15 protein-coding genes are annotated in these 25,760 nt (G+C 46.8%); 8 read left to right on the forward strand and 7 right to left on the reverse strand.

The window, feature by feature from the left end; all coding sequences use genetic code 11:
- The first annotated feature begins 7 nt into the window (after positions 1 to 7).
- Entirely contained in the window at positions 8 to 448 is a 441-nt protein-coding gene (locus BMX95_RS27880) for a single-stranded DNA-binding protein (RefSeq protein ID WP_081198551.1), read from the forward strand.
- Positions 449 to 801: 353 nt separating this feature from the next.
- On the opposite strand, the gene BMX95_RS27890 is transcribed toward BMX95_RS27880, so the two are convergent.
- Complete coding sequence (locus BMX95_RS27890) at positions 802 to 2,118, reverse strand: hypothetical protein (RefSeq protein WP_081198549.1); 1,317 nt, start codon at positions 2,116 to 2,118, stop codon at positions 802 to 804.
- A 242-nt stretch (positions 2,119 to 2,360) separates the two neighbouring features.
- Between BMX95_RS27890 and BMX95_RS27895 the strand changes: the two genes are divergently transcribed.
- From BMX95_RS27895 to BMX95_RS27905, 3 genes are all read left to right on the forward strand, one after another.
- Positions 2,361 to 3,764 (forward strand): Gfo/Idh/MocA family protein, encoded by a 1,404-nt coding sequence (locus BMX95_RS27895; RefSeq protein WP_081198548.1) that lies wholly within the window; start codon positions 2,361 to 2,363, stop codon positions 3,762 to 3,764.
- Between the two features lie 199 nt (positions 3,765 to 3,963).
- Positions 3,964 to 5,043 (forward strand): Ldh family oxidoreductase, encoded by a 1,080-nt coding sequence (locus BMX95_RS27900; RefSeq protein ID WP_081198547.1) that lies wholly within the window; start codon positions 3,964 to 3,966, stop codon positions 5,041 to 5,043.
- 116 nt (positions 5,044 to 5,159) lie between these two features.
- Complete coding sequence (locus BMX95_RS27905; RefSeq protein ID WP_081198546.1) at positions 5,160 to 6,485, forward strand: aspartate kinase; 1,326 nt, start codon at positions 5,160 to 5,162, stop codon at positions 6,483 to 6,485.
- 187 nt (positions 6,486 to 6,672) lie between these two features.
- On the opposite strand, the gene BMX95_RS27910 is transcribed toward BMX95_RS27905, so the two are convergent.
- The gene (locus BMX95_RS27910; RefSeq protein WP_081198545.1) at positions 6,673 to 7,590 is read right to left on the reverse strand and encodes an alpha/beta hydrolase; all 918 of its coding nucleotides are present in this window, start codon (positions 7,588 to 7,590) and stop codon (positions 6,673 to 6,675) included.
- 180 nt (positions 7,591 to 7,770) lie between these two features.
- Here BMX95_RS27910 and BMX95_RS27915 point away from each other — a divergent pair, with 180 nt between their 5' ends.
- The gene (locus BMX95_RS27915) at positions 7,771 to 8,193 is read left to right on the forward strand and encodes a hypothetical protein (RefSeq protein ID WP_081198544.1); all 423 of its coding nucleotides are present in this window, start codon (positions 7,771 to 7,773) and stop codon (positions 8,191 to 8,193) included.
- A gap of 171 nt (positions 8,194 to 8,364) precedes the next feature.
- Here the strand turns inward: BMX95_RS27915 and queA are convergent, their stop codons facing one another.
- Positions 8,365 to 9,414: a tRNA preQ1(34) S-adenosylmethionine ribosyltransferase-isomerase QueA gene (queA, locus tag BMX95_RS27920; RefSeq protein ID WP_081198543.1), complete on the reverse strand. Its 1,050-nt coding sequence runs from the start codon at positions 9,412 to 9,414 to the stop codon at positions 8,365 to 8,367.
- Positions 9,415 to 9,865: 451 nt separating this feature from the next.
- Here queA and BMX95_RS27925 point away from each other — a divergent pair, with 451 nt between their 5' ends.
- Positions 9,866 to 13,777, forward strand: a complete 3,912-nt coding sequence (locus tag BMX95_RS27925; protein ID WP_081198542.1) for a TraB/GumN family protein — start codon at positions 9,866 to 9,868, stop codon at positions 13,775 to 13,777.
- 108 nt (positions 13,778 to 13,885) lie between these two features.
- Positions 13,886 to 14,428: a DUF1415 domain-containing protein gene (locus BMX95_RS27930; RefSeq protein WP_081198541.1), complete on the forward strand. Its 543-nt coding sequence runs from the start codon at positions 13,886 to 13,888 to the stop codon at positions 14,426 to 14,428.
- 7 nt (positions 14,429 to 14,435) lie between these two features.
- Here BMX95_RS27930 and BMX95_RS27935 read toward each other — a convergent pair whose 3' ends face one another.
- Together BMX95_RS27935 and BMX95_RS27940 are read right to left on the reverse strand one after the other, a co-directional pair.
- Positions 14,436 to 16,157, reverse strand: coding sequence for an ABC transporter ATP-binding protein (locus BMX95_RS27935; RefSeq protein ID WP_081198540.1), 1,722 nt, complete (start codon positions 16,155 to 16,157; stop codon positions 14,436 to 14,438).
- 99 nt (positions 16,158 to 16,256) lie between these two features.
- The gene (locus tag BMX95_RS27940) at positions 16,257 to 21,677 is read right to left on the reverse strand and encodes an alpha-2-macroglobulin family protein (protein WP_081198539.1); all 5,421 of its coding nucleotides are present in this window, start codon (positions 21,675 to 21,677) and stop codon (positions 16,257 to 16,259) included.
- Positions 21,678 to 21,864: 187 nt separating this feature from the next.
- On the opposite strand from BMX95_RS27940, the gene pbpC reads away from it, so the two are divergent.
- Positions 21,865 to 24,249 (forward strand): penicillin-binding protein 1C, encoded by a 2,385-nt coding sequence (gene pbpC / locus BMX95_RS27945; protein WP_081198538.1) that lies wholly within the window; start codon positions 21,865 to 21,867, stop codon positions 24,247 to 24,249.
- Between the two features lie 6 nt (positions 24,250 to 24,255).
- Here the strand turns inward: pbpC and BMX95_RS27950 are convergent, their stop codons facing one another.
- Together BMX95_RS27950 and BMX95_RS27955 are read right to left on the reverse strand one after the other, a co-directional pair.
- Positions 24,256 to 24,975 (reverse strand): head GIN domain-containing protein, encoded by a 720-nt coding sequence (locus BMX95_RS27950; protein ID WP_081198537.1) that lies wholly within the window; start codon positions 24,973 to 24,975, stop codon positions 24,256 to 24,258.
- A 25-nt stretch (positions 24,976 to 25,000) separates the two neighbouring features.
- A complete protein-coding gene (locus BMX95_RS27955) occupies positions 25,001 to 25,720 on the reverse strand; it encodes a head GIN domain-containing protein (protein WP_081198536.1) in 720 nt (239 codons plus the stop codon).
- Between the last annotated feature and the right edge of the window lie 40 nt (positions 25,721 to 25,760).

The raw sequence follows: 25,760 nt of genomic DNA on the forward strand, positions 1-25,760 counted from the left end.
ATTAAGTATGATTAAGTTACAAGTAATCGGCAACCTGGGTAAAGATTGTGTTACCAACAATGTTAATGGTAAAACAGTAATGAACTTTACGGTAGCACACACTGAAAGATTCCGTGATGCCCAGGGGAACCAGAAAGACAAGACCATTTGGGTGGATTGTGCTTACTGGAGTGACCGTACGGGTATAGCGCCTTACCTGCGCAAAGGCACCCAGATTTATGTGGAAGGGAACCCTGAAGTAAGAACTTTTACAAAACAAGATGGCACATTTGGCGCTTCGCTCACATTGCGGGTGCTTACTATACAATTGTTAGGCGGTCGTCCTGAAGGAACCGGTGGTGGTGATTATAGCGGCGGCAATAATTCCTTTGCAGCTCCTGCTGCGCCCAAAGCACAACCTTCTGGCGGCGGTGGATACAATGAGCCGGTTGATGATTTACCGTTCTAATTAATTGCAATATCTATTTATATAGCCCTGTGTTAAACGCGGGGCTTTTTTCTTGGAATACAATGAGGGCAGAAGGCAGAGGGCAGAAGGCAGAGAAGAAAGGCAATGGTGAATGGGCAATAGGCAATGATGAAAATGCAGGCAGAGGGCAGACAAATAAATGCAGTGGGCAGAGGGCAGAAGGCAGAGAAGAAAGGCAATGATGAAAATGCAGGCAGAGGGCAGAAGGCAAATATGAAAACCACTGTATCTGGAACTAAAAACTCACAACCCATAACCCAATTACCCAAGAACCTAATAACCTAAGAACCCAATAACTCGAAACTTTCAACTTTAAACTTTAAACTTTAAACTTACCTCCCCACAGCCACTCTTTTCAATTCAAATTCTTTAACCAACTTCTCCACTTCCATCCGGCTCACCGCTTTCTTCTGATCATCGATGTCGATAACATATAAATATCCTTTGTTGCCTGCAGTAGAAGTAAAAGCGCTTACCAGGTTAAACTGATCACTTAACAGTAATCGTCCGTTTGAAACATTCCACAATTCCCTGGCGCACAAACAACCCATGGTAGGGGTTAATGGATACCAGGGTTTGTTCTTAAAATATTCCGGATCAATGGTAGTGCCGTGTGCGATGATGGAATTACGGCCGAGTTTACCGGCATAAAATGCTTCTGTTACCGCGGCATTGGTTCGCAATGCAGGCGGTAGTAATTGCAGGTAGGCCCATAGCATATCACTGGAAGGGGTCCAAACGGTGGTGTCACCCGCATGGAAGTAGGTTGTCCATTTACGCTCATAAGGCATTATCAGTTGTAGATTGGGCGTTGGGCCTATCAATTTATTATAGGTAACTGCAGTACCCTGAATGCTGTACACGCCTTGCGGAGTATTGCCATCTGGCAGAAAATAAGGAAGACCCGAGGCTGAACGGGCCAGTTGTTCAAAAACCAGTAACCGTCCTTCGGCTGTTCGCATAAAACTGCCATCTGCATTTTGAATAATGGCCAGTCCGCCATAATCACGGCTATGCCGTTGCAATGAATAGATGACTTTTTTCTTTACAGTTTGCTGATACCTGAATAACTCAAGCAGGTCATTATTTGTGGGTGGTTGATAATGCGTATAGGTGTTCAGGTATTTATCCAGTTCGTTCAGTACTGTGTTGGTGGCGTAGTTGGGGAATTGTTCTTTGATCCTTTTTTTAATGGTGGCTGCATTCACGGTTGCCGAATCGTACCGCAAGCTATAGGCAGCGGCAATGGCAAACAACAAAGGGTTGGTTTCTTTTGCCAGCAGCAGTTGAATGCTTTGAATATACTGTTCGGGAAACACGCCATACACGGTTTCGAGCATGGCCCGTTTGGTATCATATTGTAAAGAATCGTATTGAACAAATAACTGGGTAATACCCAACTGGGTGGTATCGTTATCGAGCATAAACTGAACAATGGCGCGGCAGGCGGCTTCATACCGGTATTCGGTATTACTGTCGAGGGGCGATAAAAACGCTTTGCCCACTACATTCTCGTGCAGATCTTTTAGTAATAATTGCCGCTTTTTATATAGCACAAAATCGCTATAAATGTCTTCCCGGCGCGGCTGCGCCTCAGATACGTATTGTAAGAAAATCAGTAAACAAAGAAGTACGGCCCTACCAATCATAATTGTAAATATACTTTACCCGCTGAAAAAAAATCTTTAATAATCTGTAACTTCAGCAACCTGTAGTCAGATAAAACTGCTTACAGCCGGGTACTCAGCAAGAAACGTGCCCCCGCTCATAACCCCCACCCATCAAAGTATTGTTACCGAATGCTGCTACAACTATAGCAGTAGCAACGGGTTAGTTGCAGACTTGTCAACTTGTTAACCAATCAACATATCAACTCGTCAACCTTAACTCTATGTCAAAAGATTATGCATCAACCCGCCGGAAATTTTTAAAACAGTTAACGGCCACCAGCGCTATGCTGGCTGCCGGTCCGTTCGCTTCCGTTGCCAACCCTGAACAACTGGAAGAGCGCATCATCCGGTATCAACGCCCCATCAGTGCCAATGATACCATTCGAATAGGCCTTATTGGTACCGGCATTATGGGGCACAACGACTTGCAAACCGCCCTGAAAGTACCGGGCGTGGAACTGGCCGGCGCCTGCGATCTGTACAAAGGCCGGTTAGACAGAATGCAGGAACTGTACGGCAGCAGTTTGTACACCACCCAGGACTATCGCGAATTACTCAACAAAAAAGACATCGATGCGGTGATCATTGCCACCAGCGATCACTGGCATGCCCGTATTGCCACCGATGCCCTTCGCAAACAAAAACATGTGTATTGCGAAAAACCCATGGTACATAAATTATGGGAAGGGCTGCCATTGATCGGGGCACACCGGTTGAGTAAAAAAGTGATGCAGGTGGGCAGTCAGCGCGTTAGCAGCATTGCATACATCAAAGCAAAAGAATTATACAAAGCCGGTGAAATCGGCGCCCTCAATTGTGTGGAAGCCACCTACGACCGGCAAAGCGCCATCGGCGCCTGGGAATACACCATCCCAACCGATGCATCGCCCTCAACGGTTGACTGGCGCAAATATGTGACCGGCATGCCGCAAACACCCTTCGACCCAAAGAAGTTCTTCTGGTGGCGCAATTATAAAGCATTCGGTACGGGTATGGCAGGCGATCTGTTTGTGCATCTGATCTCGGGTATTCATATGATCACTGACTCCTATGGCCCCACCCGCATTGTATCGAGCGGACAACTCTCTTATTGGAAAGATGGCCGGGATGTGCCGGACGTGATGACTGCTATTATGGATTATCCGGCAACAAAAACGCATCCGGCTTTTCAGGTAATGCTGCGGGTGAATTTCATCAGTGGCGGTGGTAATAAAAGCAATATCAGGTTATATGGCACCGAAGGTATGATAGAGCTGGATGGCAATGGCTTCACCATTACCCACAGCATGCTGCCGAAAGCACCTGGCATTGGCGGTTACGATTCGCTGAACACCTTCCCTACCGCCATGCAGGAAGAATTGAAAAAACAATACAACGACCGCTGGTCGTCCGATGATCAGAAACGACCAGAAAAAGCGCCGGTAAAATATAAAGTGCAGGATGGCTACAGCGAGCACCTCGATCATTTCACCAATTTCTTCGATGCCATCCGCAATGGCACGCAGGCCAATGAAGCACCGGAATTCGCCTTCCGGGCTGCCGCACCCTGTTTGGCGGCCAATGACAGTTATTTTCAAAAAAGGATCATTTATTGGGATCCCGTTAATATGAGGTTGAAAGCATAAAGGGCAGAGGGCAGAAGGCAGTGGGCAGAAGGCAGAGGGCAGAATGCAGAAAAAAATACAGCTATAAGCTGTAAGCCAATACACCGCTACACGCGGCAGGCTTCAAGTTGCGCGCTCTCGAACACGGCAGTCGCGAGCCCCCGCCCCTCCGGTGGAGGGGGCGGGGGCTCGAATCAGAGAATCTTTGTTTCTTTGCACCATGGCAGAAACAATATACTCGTACCAACAGTTATTCGATTTTACCGAAAAGATATTTCTACATATGGGTTGTCCGTCAGCACAGGCTGGCCTCGCTGCCGAGGTGCTGTTAAATGCTGATCTGCGCGGCATCGATTCGCACGGCGTAGCCCGCCTCAGCGGGTATATTCGGTTGTGGGAAGCAAAACGGGTGAATGCCACGCCCAATATCCGCATCATTCATGAAACCCCGTCCACCGCTGTAGTGGATGGCGACAGCGGCCTGGGTTTGGTAGTGGCTCCTTATGCCATGCAGGTAGCTATTGAAAAAGCAAAGAAAGTAGGGACCGGTTGGGTAAGTGTGCAAAACAGCAATCACTTTGGGATTGCCGGCTATCATGCTATGATGGCCCTGGAGTATGACATGATCGGGATGGCCATGACGAATGCCAGTCCGCTCGTGGCGCCTACGTTCTCTACGGAGCGGTTATTGGGCACCAATCCCATTTGTGTAAGCATCCCTGCCGGCGAGGAACCTGCTTTTGTGGCCGACCTGGCCACCACCACTGCCGCCAATGGCAAGCTGGAGATCTTACAACGTAAAGATCAGGAAGCCCCGCTGGGCTGGATCCAGGATAAAGAAGGCCATCCTTCTACCAATGCCCATGAATTAAAAACCGGCGGTGCCCTGCTGCCCCTGGGCGGCGACCGTGAACACGGCAGCCATAAAGGATATGCCCTGGGCGCTGTTGTAGATATATTCTCCGCCGTATTAAGCGGTGCCAATTACGGCCCCTGGGTACCTCCCTTCCCGGCCTATGTGCCCATGCCCACCGATATGCCCGGTAAAGGCATTGGTCATTTCTTTGGTGCCATGCGGGTGGATGCCTTCCGCCCTGCCGCCGATTTCAAACAACATATGGACAACTGGATCCGTCGTTTCCGCAGCGCCAAAACCGTTGAAGGCGAGGAGAAAGTAATCATCCCCGGCGATCCTGAACGTGAAATGGAAGCCATTAGAATGAAAACCGGTATTCCTGTACTTGATGTTGTTGCGAAGGATTTAGCGGCGGTAGGGGAAAAGTTTGGCGTTACGCTATAGTTCAAAGTTTAAAGTGTAAAGTTCAGTGTTCCCCGCCTTTGGCTTACAGCTTATAGCTTTCAGCTGTATTCTGGGAACTGGTTATTATCTTTGCAGCCCTAAATAATATATCTGAGATGAAAATCATGAAGTTTGGCGGTACCTCAGTGGGCAAACCCGAGCGGATGCACCAGGTAGCGCAACTGATCACCAAAGACGTCAGCGAGCCAAGAATTGTAGTGTTGAGCGCATTGAGCGGCACCACCAATTCATTAGTAGCTATTGGCGAAGCGATGGCCTCCGGAAATCGCGAGCAGGCTAAAGAATTGATCGATAAGCTGGAAGCGCATTACCAGTCCTTTATAAAGGAACTGGTGAAGACCGACAAGCTCTATGCTAAGGCAAAGAGCATTGTATCTGAGCACTTTGAGTTCCTGAACATCATCTTAAAGATATCTTTCAGTGAAGCCCTGAGCAAGGATATCCTGGCACAAGGGGAATTACTGTCTACCAAATTATTCAGCGTATACCTCGAAGAAAAAGGTATCGACCATATGCTGTTGCCTGCGTTGGAATTCATGACCATCGATGCACAGGACGAACCTCAGCTGAGCACCATTAAAGTGAAACTGAGCCGCATTCTGCAACAAAACAGCGATAAAAAATTATTCATCACCCAGGGTTATATCTGCCGCAACTCCCGTGGTGAAGTAGATAATCTGAAACGTGGTGGCAGCGACTACACCGCCTCCCTGGTTGCAGCCGCAGCAAATGCTTCTGTTTGTGAGATCTGGACCGACATTGACGGTATGCACAACAACGATCCCCGCATCGTTAAAAAAACATTACCGATTGAACAACTGAGCTTTGAAGAAGCAGCCGAGCTGGCTTACTTCGGCGCCAAGATCTTACACCCTACCTGTATTTGGCCCGCCCAACAACAAAAGGTGCCCGTGAAATTGTTGAACACCATGGCGCCTGAAGCACTGGGAACAACCATTACCCAGGAAGCAGGTTCAGTAGGCGTGAAAGCCGTTGCAGCAAAAGATGGCATCATCACCATCAACATCAAAAGCAGCCGTATGCTGTTGGCCTATGGCTTCCTGAGAAAGATCTTTGAAGTGTTTGAAAAATACCGCACTTCCATCGATATGATCACTACTTCTGAAGTGGCTGTATCAGTAACCATCGACAATGGTGGTAACCTGATGTCTATCGTAAAAGAGCTGGAGCCATTTGGCACTATCACGGTAGAACACGATCACACCATCATTTCTGTAGTAGGTAATGAAATTGCACAAACAAAGGATATCCTGAGCAAACTGTTCGATGCCTTAACACCCATACCCGTTCGTATGGTAAGCTATGGCGGCAGCAAGCACAACGTATCTATGCTGGTTCCTTCTTCTTACAAAACAACAACCCTGCAGTTATTGAATAAAGGGCTGTTTGGATTGGAATAGTAGTGAAGGGCAGAAGGCAAAGGGCAGAGGGCAGAAAATGAACTCGTTAAATTTGTAAAGTCTTATTAATTAAAAGCCGGTAACTTCTTTAGATGTTACCGGCTTTTATATTAATAGTTTAGCAATGATTATTTGCCTTTCAACATTCAACTCTATCTTGTATTTCTTTGCCCTCTGCCCTCTGCCCTTACTTCACCCAACCGCTCTTGGTCATCCATTCCTGAACAAGATCCATCCACTTCACTTCACTCGTTTTGTTGGTTAACCCAAAACCATGACCACCTTTCTCGTACAGGTAAAAATCAAACGGCACTTTATTCTTTTGCAGGGCGGTAGCAAACAATAACATGTTCTGCACTTTTACGGTGCTGTCGTCTTCGGCATGCACCAGGTAAGTAGGGGGTGTTTTTTTAGTCACCTGCAATTCATTGGAGTATTCTTCTTTCTTTTCGGGCGAAGGGTTCTTCCCGATTAAATTATCCCGTGAGCCCATATGGCAAATACTATCGGCAAAACTTATAACGGGGTAAACCAGCACCATAAAATCAGGGCGCAGGTTGACCTTTTTACCTGCATCGATATACGCATGATTAAAATGCGTACCGGCAGTAGAAGCAAGGTGTCCACCAGCTGAAAACCCGATGATGCCCACCCGGCTTTTATCGATCTCCCACTCTTTGGCGCGGTCACGCACCAGCTGAATAGCCCGTTGCGCATCCTGTATAGGCCCTATTTCTTTATTTACCATAGTTACGTCGCTGGGTAACCTGTATTTTAAAACGAAGGCGGTTACGCCCATGTCGTTAAACCGTTTGGCCACATCGCTGCCTTCATGTACCGCAGCCACCATGCGATAGCCACCGCCGGGTATAACAATTACAGCGGCGCCATTGGCTTTTTCTTTGGGCGGGAGGTAAACGGTGAGGGTGGGCCGGCTGATCTTGCCTATCATGATCCTGCCTGAGACGCTAGTATCCGCTTTTTCTTCATCAGGTACCTGTTTTGAATTGGGAATTGAATCGGGGTACAGCGGAATAACGGTTTGGGCGTAAGGTATCAAGGAAAAACAAATTAAGGTTACAGAAAGAGAGAGTAGTTTTTTCATACATTCCTACTTATAATCAAATTTACTTTTTTGATTTAAAAATAGCCAGCCATTCTTTCCCCCGCCGGCAAATTCCCTTCCCCAGCCGGAATTGGCTGAATATTAAGTTAAATGGCCGCCACTACCGGTTATACCAATCAGAAAGAAGGTCAATTTTGTAGAAACGCAAAAGCCTGAAATATGAAAAAAATATACCTTATTTACCTGCCTGCATTTTTACTCCTCATTTCAGCCTGCAAGAAAGACAAATCCACCCCTCCCATTGAAAACCTGTTAACCAGTAAAAACTGGACATTATTTGATTACTACGCCCCTAACTACATCAATTTTTCCCCACACTTTGAAGGCACACTAAGTTTTAAAAGAGGGGGCCAGGCCGGGTACACCGATACAATCGGACAGTTGTATTCCGGTACCTGGGAACATATTTATCACGATGACACGGAAAAACACAGCCTCTACATCAAATTGGTAAATCCTGCTACGCAGGATGAAATAATCGAATACTATGATCACATCGAGTTTCTCGACGACAGGCATTTCACAGCCTATGTGTATGCAGGTTTCAGCGAAAACTACTTTCAATTCCAGGAGAAACGCTAAGAGGGCAGAAGGCAGAAGGCAGAGAGAAATACACTTTAGCGCGGCCACTACTGGCTAAACATAAAAAAGCCAGTAACAGTATTTAGCTGCTACTGGCTTTGTATTATTTAGTAAGTCTTTTCGAAATTCGGAGGCCATCTCTGCCTTTTGCCCATTGCCTTCTGCCCTGCCCTAGATAACCAACATCGCGTCTCCATAGCTGAAGAAACGGTATTTATCCTTGATGGCTTTTCTATAGGCTTCCATGGCCAGGTCGTAACCGGCAAATGCACATACCATGATCAGCAGACTGGTTTTAGGCAGGTGCAGGTTGGTTACCAGTGAATCGGCAATGTTGAACTGGTAAGGGGGGTGGATGAAGATGTTTGTCCAGCCCTCAGAAGGTTTCAACAGTTTATCAGCGGTATAAGAGCTTTCAATAGCCCGCATGGTGGTAGTACCAACAGAACAAATGCGGTGTTTGCCCTCGATAGCCTTGTTAACTACTTTGCAGGAGAGGTCATCGATCTTGTAGTATTCAGCATCCATTTTGTGTTTGCTGAGGTCTTCTACTTCAATGGGGCGGAAGGTACCCAGGCCAGTGTGTAAAGTTACTTCGGCAAAGCGAATACCTTTAATTTCCAGTCTTTTGATCAGCTCTATGCTGAAGTGCAAACCAGCAGTAGGTGCTGCTACGGCTCCTTCGTGTTTTGCATAAACTGTCTGGTAACGCTCTTTATCTTCTGCTTCCGGTTTGCGTTTGATGTATTTGGGCAGGGGTGTTTCACCCAGGAATTCGAGCATATTGCGGAACTCTTCATCGGTACCATCCCACAAAAAGCGGATCGTTCTTCCACGAGAAGTGGTGTTATCGATCACTTCAGCGATCAGCTCATCGTTCTCGCCAAAATATAATTTATTACCAACGCGAATTTTACGAGCGGGGTCTACAATTACATCCCACAGCCGGTTTGGTTTGTTTAATTCACGCAACAGGAACACCTCGATCTTAGCCCCGGTTTTCTCTTTGCGTCCATACATCCGGGCAGGAAACACCTTGGTATTATTTACTACGAACACGTCCTTGTCATCAAAATAATCCATGATGTCGCGGAAGTGTTTGTTCTCAATCTGGCCAGTGCTGCGATGCACAACCATTAAACGCGCATCTTCACGCTTCTTTGTAGGGTGTTGGGCAATAAGGTTAAGTGGTAAATCGAACCGGAACTGTGAAAGTTTCATGTGTTATTTTGACTGTTTTGATAAAGCCACATGATAGCAAGGGGGGAGTAAGATCAGGGTACATCGGGGGTCTAATTCCGATACAAACGAGGTCTTACGGCACCAGGTTTGACATCATGTAAGCTCAAATTCGAGCGGGCAAAGGTAATTAAAAAAGAACCCGAACCCAAATTTAAAAATCGGTAATATGATAGAATTGTAGCGGGATACACAAAATTGCTTATCTCAGTCTGCGGCCGACAGGCAACCTGCCATCCATAAAAAAACCGGGAAGACTTTTATGCTTTTCTATCTTTTTAACATCTCCCTTTAAAGTATTCCCTGCTAACATTTGGCATATTATTACGAAATTTAGGTAGAAGAGAATTTCAGCAGTTACCTCAATTGTTCGCCTCTTTAAAATAACCTCGGGATTTCAAAAAAGTCACGGTCATTTAATTATTGAACGAGTATGAGAAAACCTATCTCTTTGTTGCCTGTCCTGTTGCTGGTTATCTTTTTGCCAGCCATGGCGCAACAGCCAGCCCATAAACCAAAAACCGCCGCTCCCCTGCCACCCCATCCAACACCGGTTGTTCCCAAACCGGCCTCTAAAAAGTACCCCAGCCTGTTGTGGGAGATCAGTGGCAATGGCCTTAAAAAGCCATCTTACCTGTTTGGCACCATGCACGTAAGCGATAAACTGGCCTTTCACCTCGGTGATTCCTTTTACACGGCCATCAAAAGTGCAGATGTGGTAGCGCTCGAAACCAATCCCGAAAGCTGGCAGGATGATTACAGTCAGTCTGTGTTCTTCCGTGGCGGCAACCGCCGCGGGGGGGCCGGTATGGCTAACCTGTATACCGCCAACCGCTGGGACTGGCCCACCGATCATATGCGCATCACCACCTTTGCCATTGACCGGTACGAAGAAGCCGTGAAAGCAGCCCTGGCCGTTGAGCCTTCCATGATCAACGGCATGTTGTACCGCACCTACGGCCGCCAGGCAGAGGATTTTGAAGAGGATACCTTCCTCGACATGTACATTTTTCAAACCGGTAAAAAACTGGGTAAACGGGTAAGCGGCGTAGAGAACTTCCAGGAAAGCGAAAAACTGGTGATGGAAGCCTACAAAGCCATGCTGCGCGATCAGAACAAAAAAAGAAGAAGCTACGACTATGAGGGCATGATGACCAATCCCAAAAAAGTAGAGGATGCTTACCGCAAAGGCGACCTTGACCTGCTCGACTCGCTGGAAAGCCTTACCGTTTTCTCCGATGCCTTCCAGGAGAAATTCCTGTACAAACGCAACGAAATACAAGCCAACTCCATTGATTCCATTATACAAAAAATGGCGCTGTTTGTGGGTGTAGGCGCCGCCCACTTACCCGGCAAACGCGGCGTAATTGAATTATTGCGACAAAAAGGCTACACCATGCGCCCCGTGCGAATGGATGATCGCAACAGCCTGCAAAAAGAAACCGTAGACAAGATCAGGATCAATACCCCCTTCACTACTCAAACCTGCGACGATGGATTCTACACCGTTTCCATACCCGGCAAAAAATTCTATCGATTTACCGACTGGAATGGCCTCGATGTGGTTCAATATGCCGACATGGTGAACGGTGCCTACTACATGGTAACCCGGATAAAAACCAACAGCCTCTCGTGGGGACATGGTAGTGAACAGGTACTAAAAAAGATCGACAGCCTGCTGTATGAAAACATCCCCGGCAAGATCATCAAGAAGACTCCCATCACTAAAAACGGATACCGGGGATTGGATGTCATCAACCGTACCCGCCGGGGCGATAACCAGCATTACCAGATCTTTGTTACGCCCTTTGAGATTATTCTGTTTAAAATGAGCGGCAACGGGGAATATGTGGTCAGTGGCAATGAAGCGCAGGATTTCTTTGGCTCCATACACCTGAAAGAATACACCGCAGCCGCCTGGCAAACCTGGCAACCACCTACCGGCGGTTTCAGCATACAAATGCCGCACACTCCCGCCCTGTTAAAAGACAACAGCTTTGGCACCGACAGACTGGAATACGCCGCCTGGGAAGCAGCAACCGGCAACAGCTACCTCATTATGAAAGCCAACCTGCACAACTATTCATTTATTGAAGAAGACAGCTTCGAGCTGAACCTGATGGATGAAAGTTATGGCTATTCCGATTTCATAGACAAACAACTCAGCCACCATTTCACTATGGTGAATGGTTACCCCGCCCTGGAAAGTAAATTCAAACATAAGGATGGCAGTTTCAGCAGCGTTAAATATGTGATCCAGGGTCCTGTGTATTATGCCGTTATTGCCTGCTACAAAACAGACAATCCCAATACCCAGCGCTTCCTGCAATCATTTTCCATAACGCCTTATATATACCCGGCCCCTGTTCCACGTACCGATACCACGTTAAACATCACCGTTACTTCCCCGGTATATACCGAGCCCGACAAAAAAAATGAATCGGCTGGTATGGAAGAATTATTGCAACTTACAAACGGTACAGCCGATGATGACCCGGACGATTACAACCTGCCCGCCTTTGGCACCCGCCTTATCGGCAATGATACCATTGGAGAAAAGATATTGGTGATGCATTTCAAAGCGCCGCCATACGCCTATAAAAAAGACAGCACCAACCTGTGGAAGAACGCCGCGGTTGCCAGCTGGTTCAATGACAGCACCTTCATCATAAAACAAAATAAAACATACCGGCTGCCCAATGGCATGCAATGCCGCGATATTCAGTTAACGGATACCAACAGCAGCCGGCTGATCATCGCAAAACTATTTTACAACAACGGTCATTTCTTTGGTATTTCCACCTTAACCGATACGCTCACCAAACAAAGCGCCCTGCTCTCCAATTTCTTCAACAGTTTTAAACCGGTAGATACCCTTAAAGGCGAATCGCTATTCACCAAAAAGACTGACCGGTTTATGAAGGACCTGTTCAGCAAAGATTCCCTGGCCGTTAAAAGGGCCCGCAAATCAATTTACCAGATAGGTTTCGATTCAACGGATGTGCCCCTGATAAAAAAAGCCATCGATTCGCTGAACTGGAAAATGAAAGATTACCTGGTACTGAAAAGATATTTTATCGAAAACCTGGGCCGGCTCAAAGATTCCAGCATCACTGCCTATTTGAAAAAGCTGTACTGGAAAGTAAAAGACACTGCAGACTGGCAATCGGCCATCCTCAACGCATTGCTGAACCAGCGTACCAAAACATCGTTCATTGCATTTAAAGACCTGGTATTGCAGGAACCACCGATCATGGATGATGATTATTCCTCTACCCGCACACCCCGTGGAAACCCGGCCTATGCCGATTTCACCACGGTGTCACGACCTAATAACAGAAGCACTTATTATGGACGCTGGTCGCCTTTGTTCGACACCTTATCACTTACCAGGGAGTTATTCCCTGATCTGCTGCAGCTGATGAATATAGACGACTACGAGGAAGATGTAATGAACTTACTCGAAACAATGGTCGATAGCGGTTATCTGAAAGCAGCAGATTACGAAACCAGTTTCCCCAAGATCTACCTGGAGGCCAAACAATTATTAAAAAAACAACTGGCCAAAGAAAACAAAGCTAAAATGGAAATGGCCATCCGGAAAGAATCGCCCACGGCATCTCCCTATGCCAACGACGAGGATGACGACAATATCACCTCCGATGCCGGCAATGCAGAGCTGGACCAGTATGCCATTCTGCTGTTGCCATTCTATAACAGGAACCCGGGTGTGAAAAGCTTCTTTGAACAATTGCAAACCACGCAGGACAGGCGATTGCGGTATAATACATTCATCCGGTTATTACGTAACAATTACAAAATGCCGGATTCCCTATTCACCCTATATGCAAAGGAAGACCTGTATCGCAGCGAAATGTACACCGATCTGGAAACCCTGAACATGCTCGACAAATTCCCTAAACAATACAAAACCCAACTGGAAATAGCCAGAAGCCTGGTGGCTAAACCGCTCGATAATTACGACAAGCTGGATACGATGATCTACCTCGATAAATTACCGGTAGCCTATGAAAACAAAAAAGGCTATGTATACTTCTTTAAATACAAACGCATGCGCGACGATATTACCTGGAACGTGGCAACAGTTGGCATGCAGCCCGAAAAACCGGATGCCATCGATATAAAGAACGACGACTTTACTTCCGTTGAAGAAGACCGCAAACTCGACAACGACAAACCGGTAAAAGAGCAACTGGAGAAAATGCTGAAGGAAATGTTATACGCCCGCCGTGGCAGTGCCTCTGTATTTTATGACGCGCGGTCGTATAGCTTATATAGAAATTATTTATCGGAAATGGTGAAAAGCCAACGGTATAGAGATTAGTTGACAAGTTAACACGTTGACAGGTTACCGAAGCCTCGCATAGCGAGGCTTCGGTGTTTTCCTTGTTAACTCGTCAACGTATCAACTAATCAACCTACCTTTACCCCCATGGTAGATGATCAGCAAATCGTAGCGCAAACAAAGAAATGGATCCAGTCGGTTGTTATTGGCCTGAACTTTTGCCCATTCGCGAACCGGGAGTTTAAAAACAATACCATCCATTACCAGGTGGAACATGGTGTAACCCGCACCGATGCCCGCAATGCTTTATTGAAAGAATGCAAGCGGCTGGACAAAGACAAATCCATTGCCACTACCCTGCTGATCTTCCCTGATTACTTCAGGGAATTTGACACCTATCTGCAATTTATTTCCTTCGCCGAAACGCTGCTACAGCAAAAAGGGTATGAAGGCGTTTACCAGCTGGCAACCTTTCATCCCCAATACCAGTTCGAAGGCAGTGCACCAGACGATGCCGCCAACTATACCAACCGGTCTTTATACCCCATGCTGCATTTATTAAGGGAAGAACAAGTGGCCAAAGCCATTCAATTCTATGGCAATGCCGATGAAATTCCGGAACGGAATATTCAATTTGCCCGGGAAAAAGGAGAAGTATATATGAAAATGTTACGGGATAGTTGTTTGTAGTTATTCTTTAAATTCCCTTGGGAATAGAAGCTATCAATTGTCTCGTATATTCTTTCTGCGGATGAAAATATACTTGTTCCGCTTCGCCAATCTCCTCGATCTTTCCCTTGTTCATTACCATAATACGGTCGCTGATGTACCGTACTACCGACAGATCGTGCGAGATAAAAACAATGGTAAAACCCATTTCTGCTTTCAGGTCATTCAACAGATTTAACACCTGCGCCTGTACGCTCACATCAAGGGCAGACACCGATTCATCACAAACAATAAAGGAAGGATTCAGGGCCAGTGCCCGGGCAATTACAATACGTTGCCGCTGACCACCGGAAAATTCATGCGGGTACCGGTGAAAATGTTCTGCTTTCAGATTTACCTTCTCCAGCAGTTCCACTACCCGGTCTTTCCGTTGGGCGCTGGAGGCAATAATGTTATGTACTTTCAATGGTTCAGCAATCGCCGCCCCTATGGTTAACCGCGGGTTCAGGGAAGAATAAGGGTCCTGAAAAATGATCTGGATGTCTTTTCGCATTTCCTTCATGGTTTGCGCATCCACCTTTGCCAGGTCCGTTCCATCATACCGTACCGAACCGGAAGTAGGTTGAATAAGCCCCAGCAGGGTTCTGCCCAGCGTAGTTTTGCCACATCCGGACTCACCCACAAGCCCGAGCGTTTCACCTTTGTAAATCTCAAAGCGGATATTATCGATGGCCTTTACATAATCAAGAGGTTTGCCAAGCAGATTTTTTTTGGAAGGGAACCAAACGTTCAACCGCGACACCTGTATAAAAGGTTGTTTTACCGTGGTATCGGGTCCTTTTATTTCAACCGGTGGTTCAGCAACCTGGGTATAACGGGCTGCTTCAAACGGACGGTCATGCTCCAGAAAATCACTTACAATGGGCAACCGTTCCCCTTTAGGATGCAGTACCGGCCGGCAGGCCAGCAAGCCTTTTGTATAGGGATGATTGGGATGGCTGAAAATACTGGCTACGGGGCCGCTCTCTACAATTTCACCACGGTACATCACTACTGCCCGGTCGGCCACTTCTGCTACCACGCCCAGGTCGTGCGTAATAAAAATAACCCCCATCTGCTGGGTTTGCTGCAATTCTTTTATCAGTTGCAGAATGGTCTTTTGCACCGTCACATCCAGGGCAGTGGTGGGTTCGTCACAGATGAGCAGTGCAGGTTCACAACTCATGGCCATGGCGATCATCACCCGCTGTTTTTGTCCGCCGCTTAACTGGTGCGGGTAACGCCGGAACAATTGTTCGGGGTTAGGCAGTTTTACCCGTTTAAACAGATCGATCGTTTTTTGCCGGGCTTCCTTTTTGCCGATCTTCAAATGCAACCGCAGCGCTTCCTGCACCTGGTGGCCACAGGTAAAAACCGGGTTCAGGGAAGTCATGGGCTCCTGAAAGATCATGGCAATCTGGTTACCGCGAATGGTACGCATCTGTTCAGGCGTTTGCGTTAACAGATTTACCGGTTCTCCTGACCCTGCAGAAAACAGAATTTCTCCATTGGTATACCGGGCCGGTGGCTTGGGTAATAACTGTAATATGGATAATGAAGTAACCGATTTGCCAGAACCCGATTCGCCTACAATAGCTACAATTTCACCCCGGTTCACGGTAATAGAGATATCCTTTACGGCCATGGTGGTCCCGATCTCTGTAACAAAATCTACCTGCAGGTTATTTATTTGTAGTAACGGCGCTGACATTTTGTAGTATGGGTATAAACAAATATCGGGAAATCCGGCTAAAAACAAGCGTGCCACGGTTTAGAACCGTGGCACGCATTATTTCTTTCGTCTTCTCGCCTACTTTTTGATCACCCTTATCACTCCGCCGCCATTGTAAGAATGGTATTCACCATTATACATGGCTTCGGCGCTTACAGGACCCATTTTATAGTTACCAGGCGATACCGCGCGTACGGCATAATAATACGTTTTGCGGCTGCCGCTTAAATTATCAAACAAATTAATGCGATCATCCCGCACATCCAGTGCTGTAGGGGTGGCGGCATCCTTGATCCACTCCATACCGGGAATTTCCTTGGTACGTGGGTTCTCAATTTCAAACCCGGCTGGTATCATGTCGCTGATCGCGATGTTGTCAACATCACCGCTGTAGCTTTTCTCCAGCGTGATCTGCACTATCACCAGGTCGTTTTGATTGAACGTGTTGCCATCAACCGCCCGGCCATACCGGTCAAAGAAGCGACGACGTACTTTGAGGTAACTGTCTTCTTCTTTATAAGAACCGCTTACGCTGATGCCTTCGCTTTGCCAGAAATAATACAACCGGCCTTCCCCTTTAGATGCAATGTCTATATTGGTGCCACCAAGTTGTTTGGCCGATAATTTCAGCGGACTCGTACTCACACTGCCTACTGTTTTGCCATTTACTTTTACATCGGCGCTGATGGTAGCCTTGCTGGCAGCACGGGCCATTTTACCCAGGGCCAGGAAGCTGAACGAACATTCCTGTGTACTGTACCAGTAGCGTTGTTTCAATTTATCAGCTACGTGTTTAGCCATCACCGGGATCTGCGCATTGGCAGGATCGGCATCCACTAAAGCATTCAGTGCAATTGACTCATCGCGAATGTCGGAGTAATAGCTGCCACCGGTTTGTGCCACCGATACCTCGCCGGCGAATGAAGAAGGCAACAGCTCTTTAAACTTCGCTTTATCGCCAGCTACCGCATAGGCCACACTCAACAGGTATTTACAATCAAGGCTTAACAACATGGCGTTGGCCTTATAATAGTTCATCGCGCTCACGTTTGGTTTACCTGCCAGCGCCAGTACATATAAACTGTACGCCACTTCTTTGGGCGCGATCTTCTTTTTCTGGTCTCTGTTATAATAGTACAAAATGGTTTCCCTGTTCTTCAGGCGGTTGTTCATGTAGTTAAGGATGCCATTCAATACATTCTTATCCACTTCAAACCCGGCTTTTTGAGCTTCCAGCAGGAAGTGTGCGGCATAAATGGTAGCCCACCAGTCTTCCGTACCTTCTCCATCCCACAAAGTAACTGCGCCGTTGTACAGCTGGCGTAATTTGATCTTACGAATGGCCTCCAGTACATTATAGTTGGCGGCAGATTTACCTACTGCATTCGTACGCAACTGATCGGCCAGATCGCCGATGTACAATTGCGGGAAGGCGGTTGATACGGTTTGCTCGGTACAACCATACGGGTATGAAACCAGGTAACGCAATTGTTTACCCAGCTCCAAAGCCGGACTGCGGCTTATTACCAGCTGGTAATCGGTGCTATTGGGCATAAAATCATTCAGCGGAATATTGAGGTGCTGTGCATTGCCACCGGAAAGTGAACCACTGCCTGTTACCACCTGCAAAGGTGAAGCAGGCCGAACACTGATCTCGGTTTCATCGGTAAACTTCTCACCCAGTCCCTGTACTTCCACCTTTATTTTACCTACACTCACGGCAGGCGCGGCAACCACCTGGAAGATGGCCTGGCCTTCGCTGTTGCTGTTGAGTGAAACAGATTGCTGTTTATCGCCCAGTACATTCAGCGGACCGCTTACATTCAATGTAGCTGTTGCTGAAGTAGATCCTTTTGTGGTGTTGGTAATGGTAACCGGTACGGTTACGGTATCGCCCGGACTCAGGAACCTGGGCAAGGCCGTACTCAACACCAATGGGTCGGCTACGGTCATAGCTGTTTCGTTACTACCAAAACTTTCATCTTTATACGCTACGGCCATCAACCGTACTTCACCGCTGAACTGGGGAATATCGAATTCAAACTCCGCTTCCCCGCTGCCGCCGGTTTTGGTTGAACCGCTCCAGTAAGAAACGATCTTGAACCGTTTGGCCGGCATGGGGTTGGTGCGTTTGGTCATATCCAATTCACCGTCACCACCCGTACTGCTTAACGTGGCTTTCAATTCGGGGAACAACAGCGGATACAGATCATACCCGTTTACCTCCAATGCTTTGGCGGCATAGAAGTGGTTGTATGGATCGGGCGTTTCAAAACCTGTTATCTGTAACACGCCATTGTCTACCGCAGCCAGCGTAACAAAACTGTTGGGCGCTGCTTTTACGGTAACCTTCTGGTGCGTACGGGAACGAACCGATTTTTGCGCTACGATCTCTACATTTATTTTGCGGCTCTTCTCTTCAACTCTCAAACTCTTGTACCCATGCGCTACTGTTAATGGGATCTCACTTACATCATGTGGTTTAATAAGCGTGGCGGTCACATATACGTTTGGCAAATGCTCTGCGGTCATCTTCAGATCAACCGAAGCTGTTCTGTTATCTACATTTACATATTGGTAAGAAACCACTTTATCAGTCTCCAATGTTACCAGCATGCGGCCGCTGAACGGTGTTTTAAACAACAGCTTGGCATTTTCACCGGCTTCGTAAGAAGATTTATCCGCTTCAATATCGATATTACCTTCAGTGTTTACTTCGAATGAAGTGTTTTCTCCACCCCAGAAACCATAACTGTAGAATGTTTTGCTTACATAACTTGCTGACCCGGGGACAGCCACCTGCAATTCGTAATTACCGGGTGACCGGGGCACAAATGAATACGTGCTGCTTTCGCCGCTGATGGAAACAGTTTGTTCAGCAACTACCCTATCATCCTTCTGTGATTCATACCTGAAGTAGTCACCGCTTTTTGAGATCACGGTACGGTATTCATGTTTGATCACTTTTACCTGGGCGCGCGCACCGTTCAATACATGCTCGTCTTTATCCAGTGCAATAATGGGAAACTTCACCATCTGGTTCAGTGGATAATACCAGTAACCATCGCTGCCGATACCAAAGAACATCTTCTGTGTATAAATATTGGCGGTGGCGCTGCGGCTTACCGGCCGACCTGTTTCATCAAACACAGTGGCATAGAAAGTAGCCTTTAACAATCCTTTGTTGGCAAACAAAGCTGGCGCTTCGTACAATTCACTGGCATTACCGTTTTCATCGGTGCTGCCTTCTTTCACTACTTTATCGAACGACAGGCCCTGGTTTTCTATACTGAAATTAAACGTTTCGTATTTCTTGGGGTTGAAATTGATGGAGCTTACCTGGATCTCCGCCTCGTAATTACGATTGGCGGCTGGCGGTCCGAAAAAGTTTGCGGCATTGATGGCCAGGCGGGTGCTTTGTCCTGGTTCCAGGAAAGGCTTATCCAGTTTGGCGCTTACTTTAATGCGATCGGGTACGAACTCTTCTATACTGAAATTCTTGCTGGCCAGCAGTACGTCGTTCGACGTATATACTTCCAGCGTATAACTACCGGTGATGGCCGATTCGGAAATGTCTACATCCCCATCGGTAGCCCCTTGTGCATTCAGTGTTTTGCGGAAGTTCTTTAACTCTTTACCATTGGGCAGCAGGAACTTCATTTTTACCGGCAGTTCACCGGGTGATTTCCATTGGCGATCGCGCAGGATAACAGAGAAATTCACTTTTTCGCCCGGACGGTAAATATCGCGCTCGGCATATACAAAGGCATCCAGCCCGGTACTGTTGCTGTGTTTGCCACCTACGTCGAACCGGGAGGTATTAACCCGGGTACTGCTGAACGGCAGGTAGTTGAAATCATTGGCTGTTTTGGCAATGATCATGGCAGGTTTAAAACCGGCAAACTCTTTACGGGAGAACGCTACTTCGGCCACGCCATCTGCATTGGTAGCACCGGTACCCAGCACCTGGTTATTGTTGCCATACACCACTACGTTCATTCCGTTTACCGGTTGCGCCGTTTTTATGGAGTTGGCAAATACAAACAGTTTATCATTTCCTTCACGGGCAATTAAACCCAGGTCTGATTTTGAAATGAACCGGCTATCGCTCACCCAGTAATCAGTAGCTGACCGCAGTTTGATGTGATAAATGCCTTTGAAATCGGGCAGGCGGTCTTCCACATTAAACGTGAACAACCGGCTGTTGCCATATTTAGGCAGCGAGCGTGCGTCGATCTCCTGTTCATAGATCACATCGCCCAGCGACAGATCGCTGTTGTCGTTATAATCACCGCCATAATATTCTCCGTCTTCTCCTTCGCCATCCCCTCTTGAATCTTTCGGATTATATCCATAGCGTTGCGCTGCCAGCAGGTTGCTTTCGTAGATCTTTGAAATGATCACTTTCACCTTTGGCACATTGGTAATGCGTACTTCTATATTCTGGTTGCCCAGTGCGCTCAGGTATACCGCTTTGCTGTTTCCAAAACTCAACGAAGGTTCCAACTCCCCAAACACCACATTATTACTATACTGTTCTCGCAATACACCACCAATACGGCCACGTACCCCTTTGTTGATATTCAGTACATAACTTTTATCGGCATCAAAATTCTCACTGCTTATTGAAAATCCATCTTCCGATTGTTGAACCGAAAACTTTACCGCCGGTTCAAAACGAATGAGGCTCGCCAGGTTTTCCATTACTACCTGCTGACTGGTACGCACATATACCGTTCCGGTTAATCCATCGTGTTCGGCACGTACATCATTCACGGTAAGATTATAAGGAGAAGGAATGAACACTTTATTCTCCAATGGTTCCTTAGTACCATTGACACCGCCATCGGGTACCAGTCCTTTTTCAAAAGTCACTTTAGCTTCCAGGTCTTTATCCTCCAGCTTCAATCCCGATACGCGGAGTGAAATGCGGCTGTCGGGACCTTCTGTGATAATGCTATATTTCAACGGCTTGCCACCTACTTCAAGGATCATTTTATCCTTAATAGCAGCCGGACTGATAGCATAGTTAAAATACAGATCAACCTGTGGATACGCCGAAGTAGAATGCTGATCGGGCAGCATCCAGGTTACGTTGGTATTGTCCAGGTTCAGATAGGGCGTGTAAAAACTGATTGCCTCGCCTTTTTCGAGCTTGCCATATTTGCTATGGTCAAGCAGATCGCCACTCAGTTTCGCCGTATAACTGGTAGCAGGCGATAGTGGTTGTGCAGGCGAGAATACCAACTCATCGGGATGTTCCCAACGAAAACGACCGGCAATCTTTGGTTCAAAAGAAATATACTCAGTAGAATCCCAGTTGTTCAACAACGAATCAGGAACAAGGGATTTATCAAAGCGGAATACCAGGTTACCAAGTGATTGTACCTCACCTTTGGCATTGGTATAGCTAAGGGAAACTGCGCTACGATTACAGGCGGCTATTATTGATAGCACAAAAACGCCTATTGTAATCAGGGCGATCAATTGCTTACGCATATAGGGTTAAAAGTATTAGCGTGGTTAGGTCCAACCCAGTCCCGGTAAACAATCCGGAGCGGGTTGAAGGCGTTAAAATACAAAAAGGAATATAAATATTATACTGTTCCTTTTGTTGATAGAAAGAAAACCGGAAATTAGCAAGGAAACTACGGAGGAAGGCTTGACGAAGCCCCCCAACACACACATGAAAACCCCAAAAAGAAAAACCATACCGCAATTTATTAATCGTATAATAACCTGGCGTCCCCGCCATCGTTATGCCCAGGTAGCATTCAAATGGAGTAAACGATTATTGCTTTCTATTTTTATTGCACTTATTCTTTTCTTCTCACTTAACTGGGTATTCCCGTTGCCTGATCGCATCGAATATTCAACTATAATTACTGATAGCAAAGGGGAGGTATTGCATGCTTTTCTAACCAAAGATGAAAAGTGGCGGATGAAAACCGAGCTGGAAGAGATCTCGCCGTTGTTGCGAAAAACTATTATCGAAAAAGAAGACAAATATTTTTACCGGCATCCGGGCATTAATGCGCTGGCCGTTGGCCGTGCATTTGTCAAAAACATCTTTCGCTGGAAGCGTACTTCCGGCGCCTCTACCATTACCATGCAGGTGGCCCGCGCACTGGAACCCAAAGGCAGGACCTATTTTAATAAGATAGTTGAAATGTTCCGGGCACTACAGCTGGAACATAAGTACAGCAAGAACGAGATTTTGCAATTATACCTGAATCTGGTTCCCTATGGTGGTAACATTGAAGGGGTGAAGTCGGCTGCTATTCTTTATTTTAAAAAGAACCCCGATCACCTGTCACTGGCCGAGATCACCGCCCTTTCTATTATCCCCAACCGCCCATCGTCGTTGGTAATGGGCAAACACAATGACCGCATTGTGCAGGAACGTAACCGCTGGCTGCAACGATTTGCCAAGGACAATGTGTTCACCCAAAAAGAAATTGCCGATGCATTAAGCGAACCACTCAATGCAATCCGGGGCACTGTTCCCCAGCTGATCCCGCACCTGGCCTGGAAGCTGAAACAACAGGGTGGCGATATCATTAAAACCAATATTGAACAGAATACCCAGTTAAAGACCGAAAAACTGGTAGCAGATTACGCCCGCATTCTCACCCTTAAAAACATCCGCAATGCAGCCGTGATCATCATCGATAACCAGACCCACAATGTGATCACGTATGTAGGGTCGGCCAACTTTACAGATACCATCGATGCGGGACAGGTAAACGGCGCCAAAGCCATCCGCCAGCCCGGCAGTACGTTAAAACCATTGTTGTATGGACTTTGCATCGATGAGGGGTTGATGACGCCCAAAGCTATCATCACCGATGTGGCAGTAAACTATGGCGGCTATGCGCCCGAGAACTACGACAAACAATTCAATGGGTATGTTACCATGGAGTATGCACTGGAACATTCCCTGAACATACCAGCAGTTAAAAGCCTGCAAGGGCTGGGCCTGGAACCATTTATTGACAAGCTGACTGTCTGCAATTTTCAACAGGTAAAAAAAGACAAACGCAAACTCGGTCTTTCCCTGATATTAGGTGGGTGCGGCGCAACGCTCGAAGAACTGACGGGTATGTACACCATCTTTGCCAACAATGGGCGATATGTATCGCCCAGGTATACCCAGGAAGCATTTCATCAACCCGGTGAGGGGGAGAAGATCTTAACGCCCGCCGCCACGTTTATGATCAATGAGATCCTGTCGAAAGTAAACCGGCCCGACTTTCCGCTTAACTGGCAAAGCACCGAACACATGCCCAAGATTGCCTGGAAAACCGGCACCTCATATGGCCGCCGCGATGCCTGGAGTATTGGTTATAATAAAAAATATACCGTAGGTATCTGGACGGGCAACTTCTCGGCCCTGGGTATTCCTGAATTAAGCGGTGCCAATATTGCCACGCCCCTGCTGTTTAAGATCTTCAACACCATCGACTACGACAGCGATCAGGAATGGTTCAGTCAGCCAACCGACTGCGACATGCGCATAGTATGTTCAGAAACCGGGATGCCACCCGGCGAGCATTGTGAAAACACGGTTAGCGATTATTTTATTCCGCTTATTTCATCGACCCAGCTTTGTAACAACATGCAGGAGATAGCCATTTCGGCCAATGAAAAGATCTCGTATTGCAAAACCTGTCAGCCGGCCGGCGGCTATAAAAAGAAATGGTACCGAACGGTAACTCCCGATATGCAGCGCTATTTTGACGAACGCCATATTGTATATGAAAAGATGCCGGAACATAATCCTGCCTGTGAGCGGGTGTTCAAGGATGGTGGCCCTGCCATTACTTCTCCGCGAAGCGGAACGGAATATTTTATCAGCAAAAAACACCCGGAGCCGTTGCAGCTGTCGTGTAATGTGGGGAATGATGTGCACAAGGTGTACTGGTATGTCAACAACCAGTTTTACAAAGCAGATGAAGCGCACAACCGCCAGTTCTTTATGCCCGAAGAAGGGCCGGTGAAGATTTCCTGTACAGATGATAAAGGAAGGAACAGAGATATCTGGATAAGAGTGAAGTATGTTGATTTATAAAGTTGACTAATCGACTTTTTTAACGCTTCCGCTACCGGAGATATTGGTGCTTGCCTGCGCAGCGCCTTTATACCGCACATCGCCACTGCCGGAAACATTGGCCTGCAGTTTTACACTGGAATAAACCTGCACATTACCGCTTCCGCTCACATTCAACTCAGCTTCTTCAGCCATTAATTTCATTGCCTTTATATCGCCGGAACCACTCACCTGCCCATAAATTTTCTTTGTTTCACCGGTGAGTTCAATACCACCGCTGCCGGAAACATGGGTATTAATTTCAGGTGCATCTACGTCTAAATTAATATCACTGCTTCCTGAAACACTAATGGTGAGTTGTTTGTCGCTGGTGATCTTTGTTTCGGATTTTATATTGCCAGAACCACTTGATTTAATGGTGTTAAAAACAGGCGAAGTAACATAGATCCTTACACCCTTGCGTGGCTGTAGCCAGATGTTATCTTCCGTTTCAATATTCAGCACATCATTTTCCATATTCATAACAATATGAGGCAGGATATTGTCCTCTGCTTCAATTTTTACCCCGGTCTGACTGCCTTGAGTAAGGTATACATCAAAAGAAGCATGCAGTTCAACGCCTTTGATCTCGCCGAACTGTTTTGTCTCCGTTGTCAAATGGCCATTTCCCTTTATGCGGTGACCATGCCAGAAACAGGAGCTCAATGCTACCAATGCTATCGATAATACAAGCGCTGTCTTTTTCATATATGGTTGGTTACTGGTGTTTGAATTATTTCACCTGGTTTATACTGCCATTCCCGGTAATATGCGTAGAAGGTTGTGCATTTCCTTTGTAATGCAGGTTGCCATTTCCGGTAACAGTCACATCCAGTTTTACACTGGCATATACTTCTGCATCACCATTGCCCAGTATTTTCACTTTGGTTTCTTCCGCCATCAGGTCGTATGCCTTTAAATTGCCATTGCCGGTTAGTTTACAGTCAAAATTTTTAGACTGGCCTTTTAATTCGATGCCGCCGTTACCGGTTAATTCAGCTGCCACCTCAGGCGCATCTACACGCAGGTTAACATGGCCATTCCCGGCTACTTTCAGGTCCAGTTTGGAAGAATCTGTAATGGTGGTTTGGCCAACTATATCGCCGGAGCCGTAAGAATGTATTTGTTTGAACCGGGGAGCAGTTACATATACTTTTATGGTACGGTTTGGGCGAAGCCATACTTCATCCCTGGTATCGATCTGCAGATTATCATTATCGATATAGGTTTCAATATAAGGCAGCAGGTTGCTTTCTGCTTCAATTTTTACGGAAGCCGGGCTGCCAACAGCTACATACACATTAAAATTGCCATGCGATGTAACGCCGGAAAAACCACTTACCTGCCGGTTTTCGGTGGTTACCTGTTCATTTCCTTTTATGCGTTTGCCGGGAAAGTGGCAACTGGTTCCAATAACGGCAGTCAATACAAACAGAGCGGCCCATTTTTTCATATATGTAGGTTTAGTTTGAATAGGTATTACAATATACCCG

Source organism: Niastella yeongjuensis (assembly GCF_900110245.1).
GTDB classification, from domain to species: Bacteria; Bacteroidota; Bacteroidia; order Chitinophagales; family Chitinophagaceae; genus Niastella; species Niastella yeongjuensis.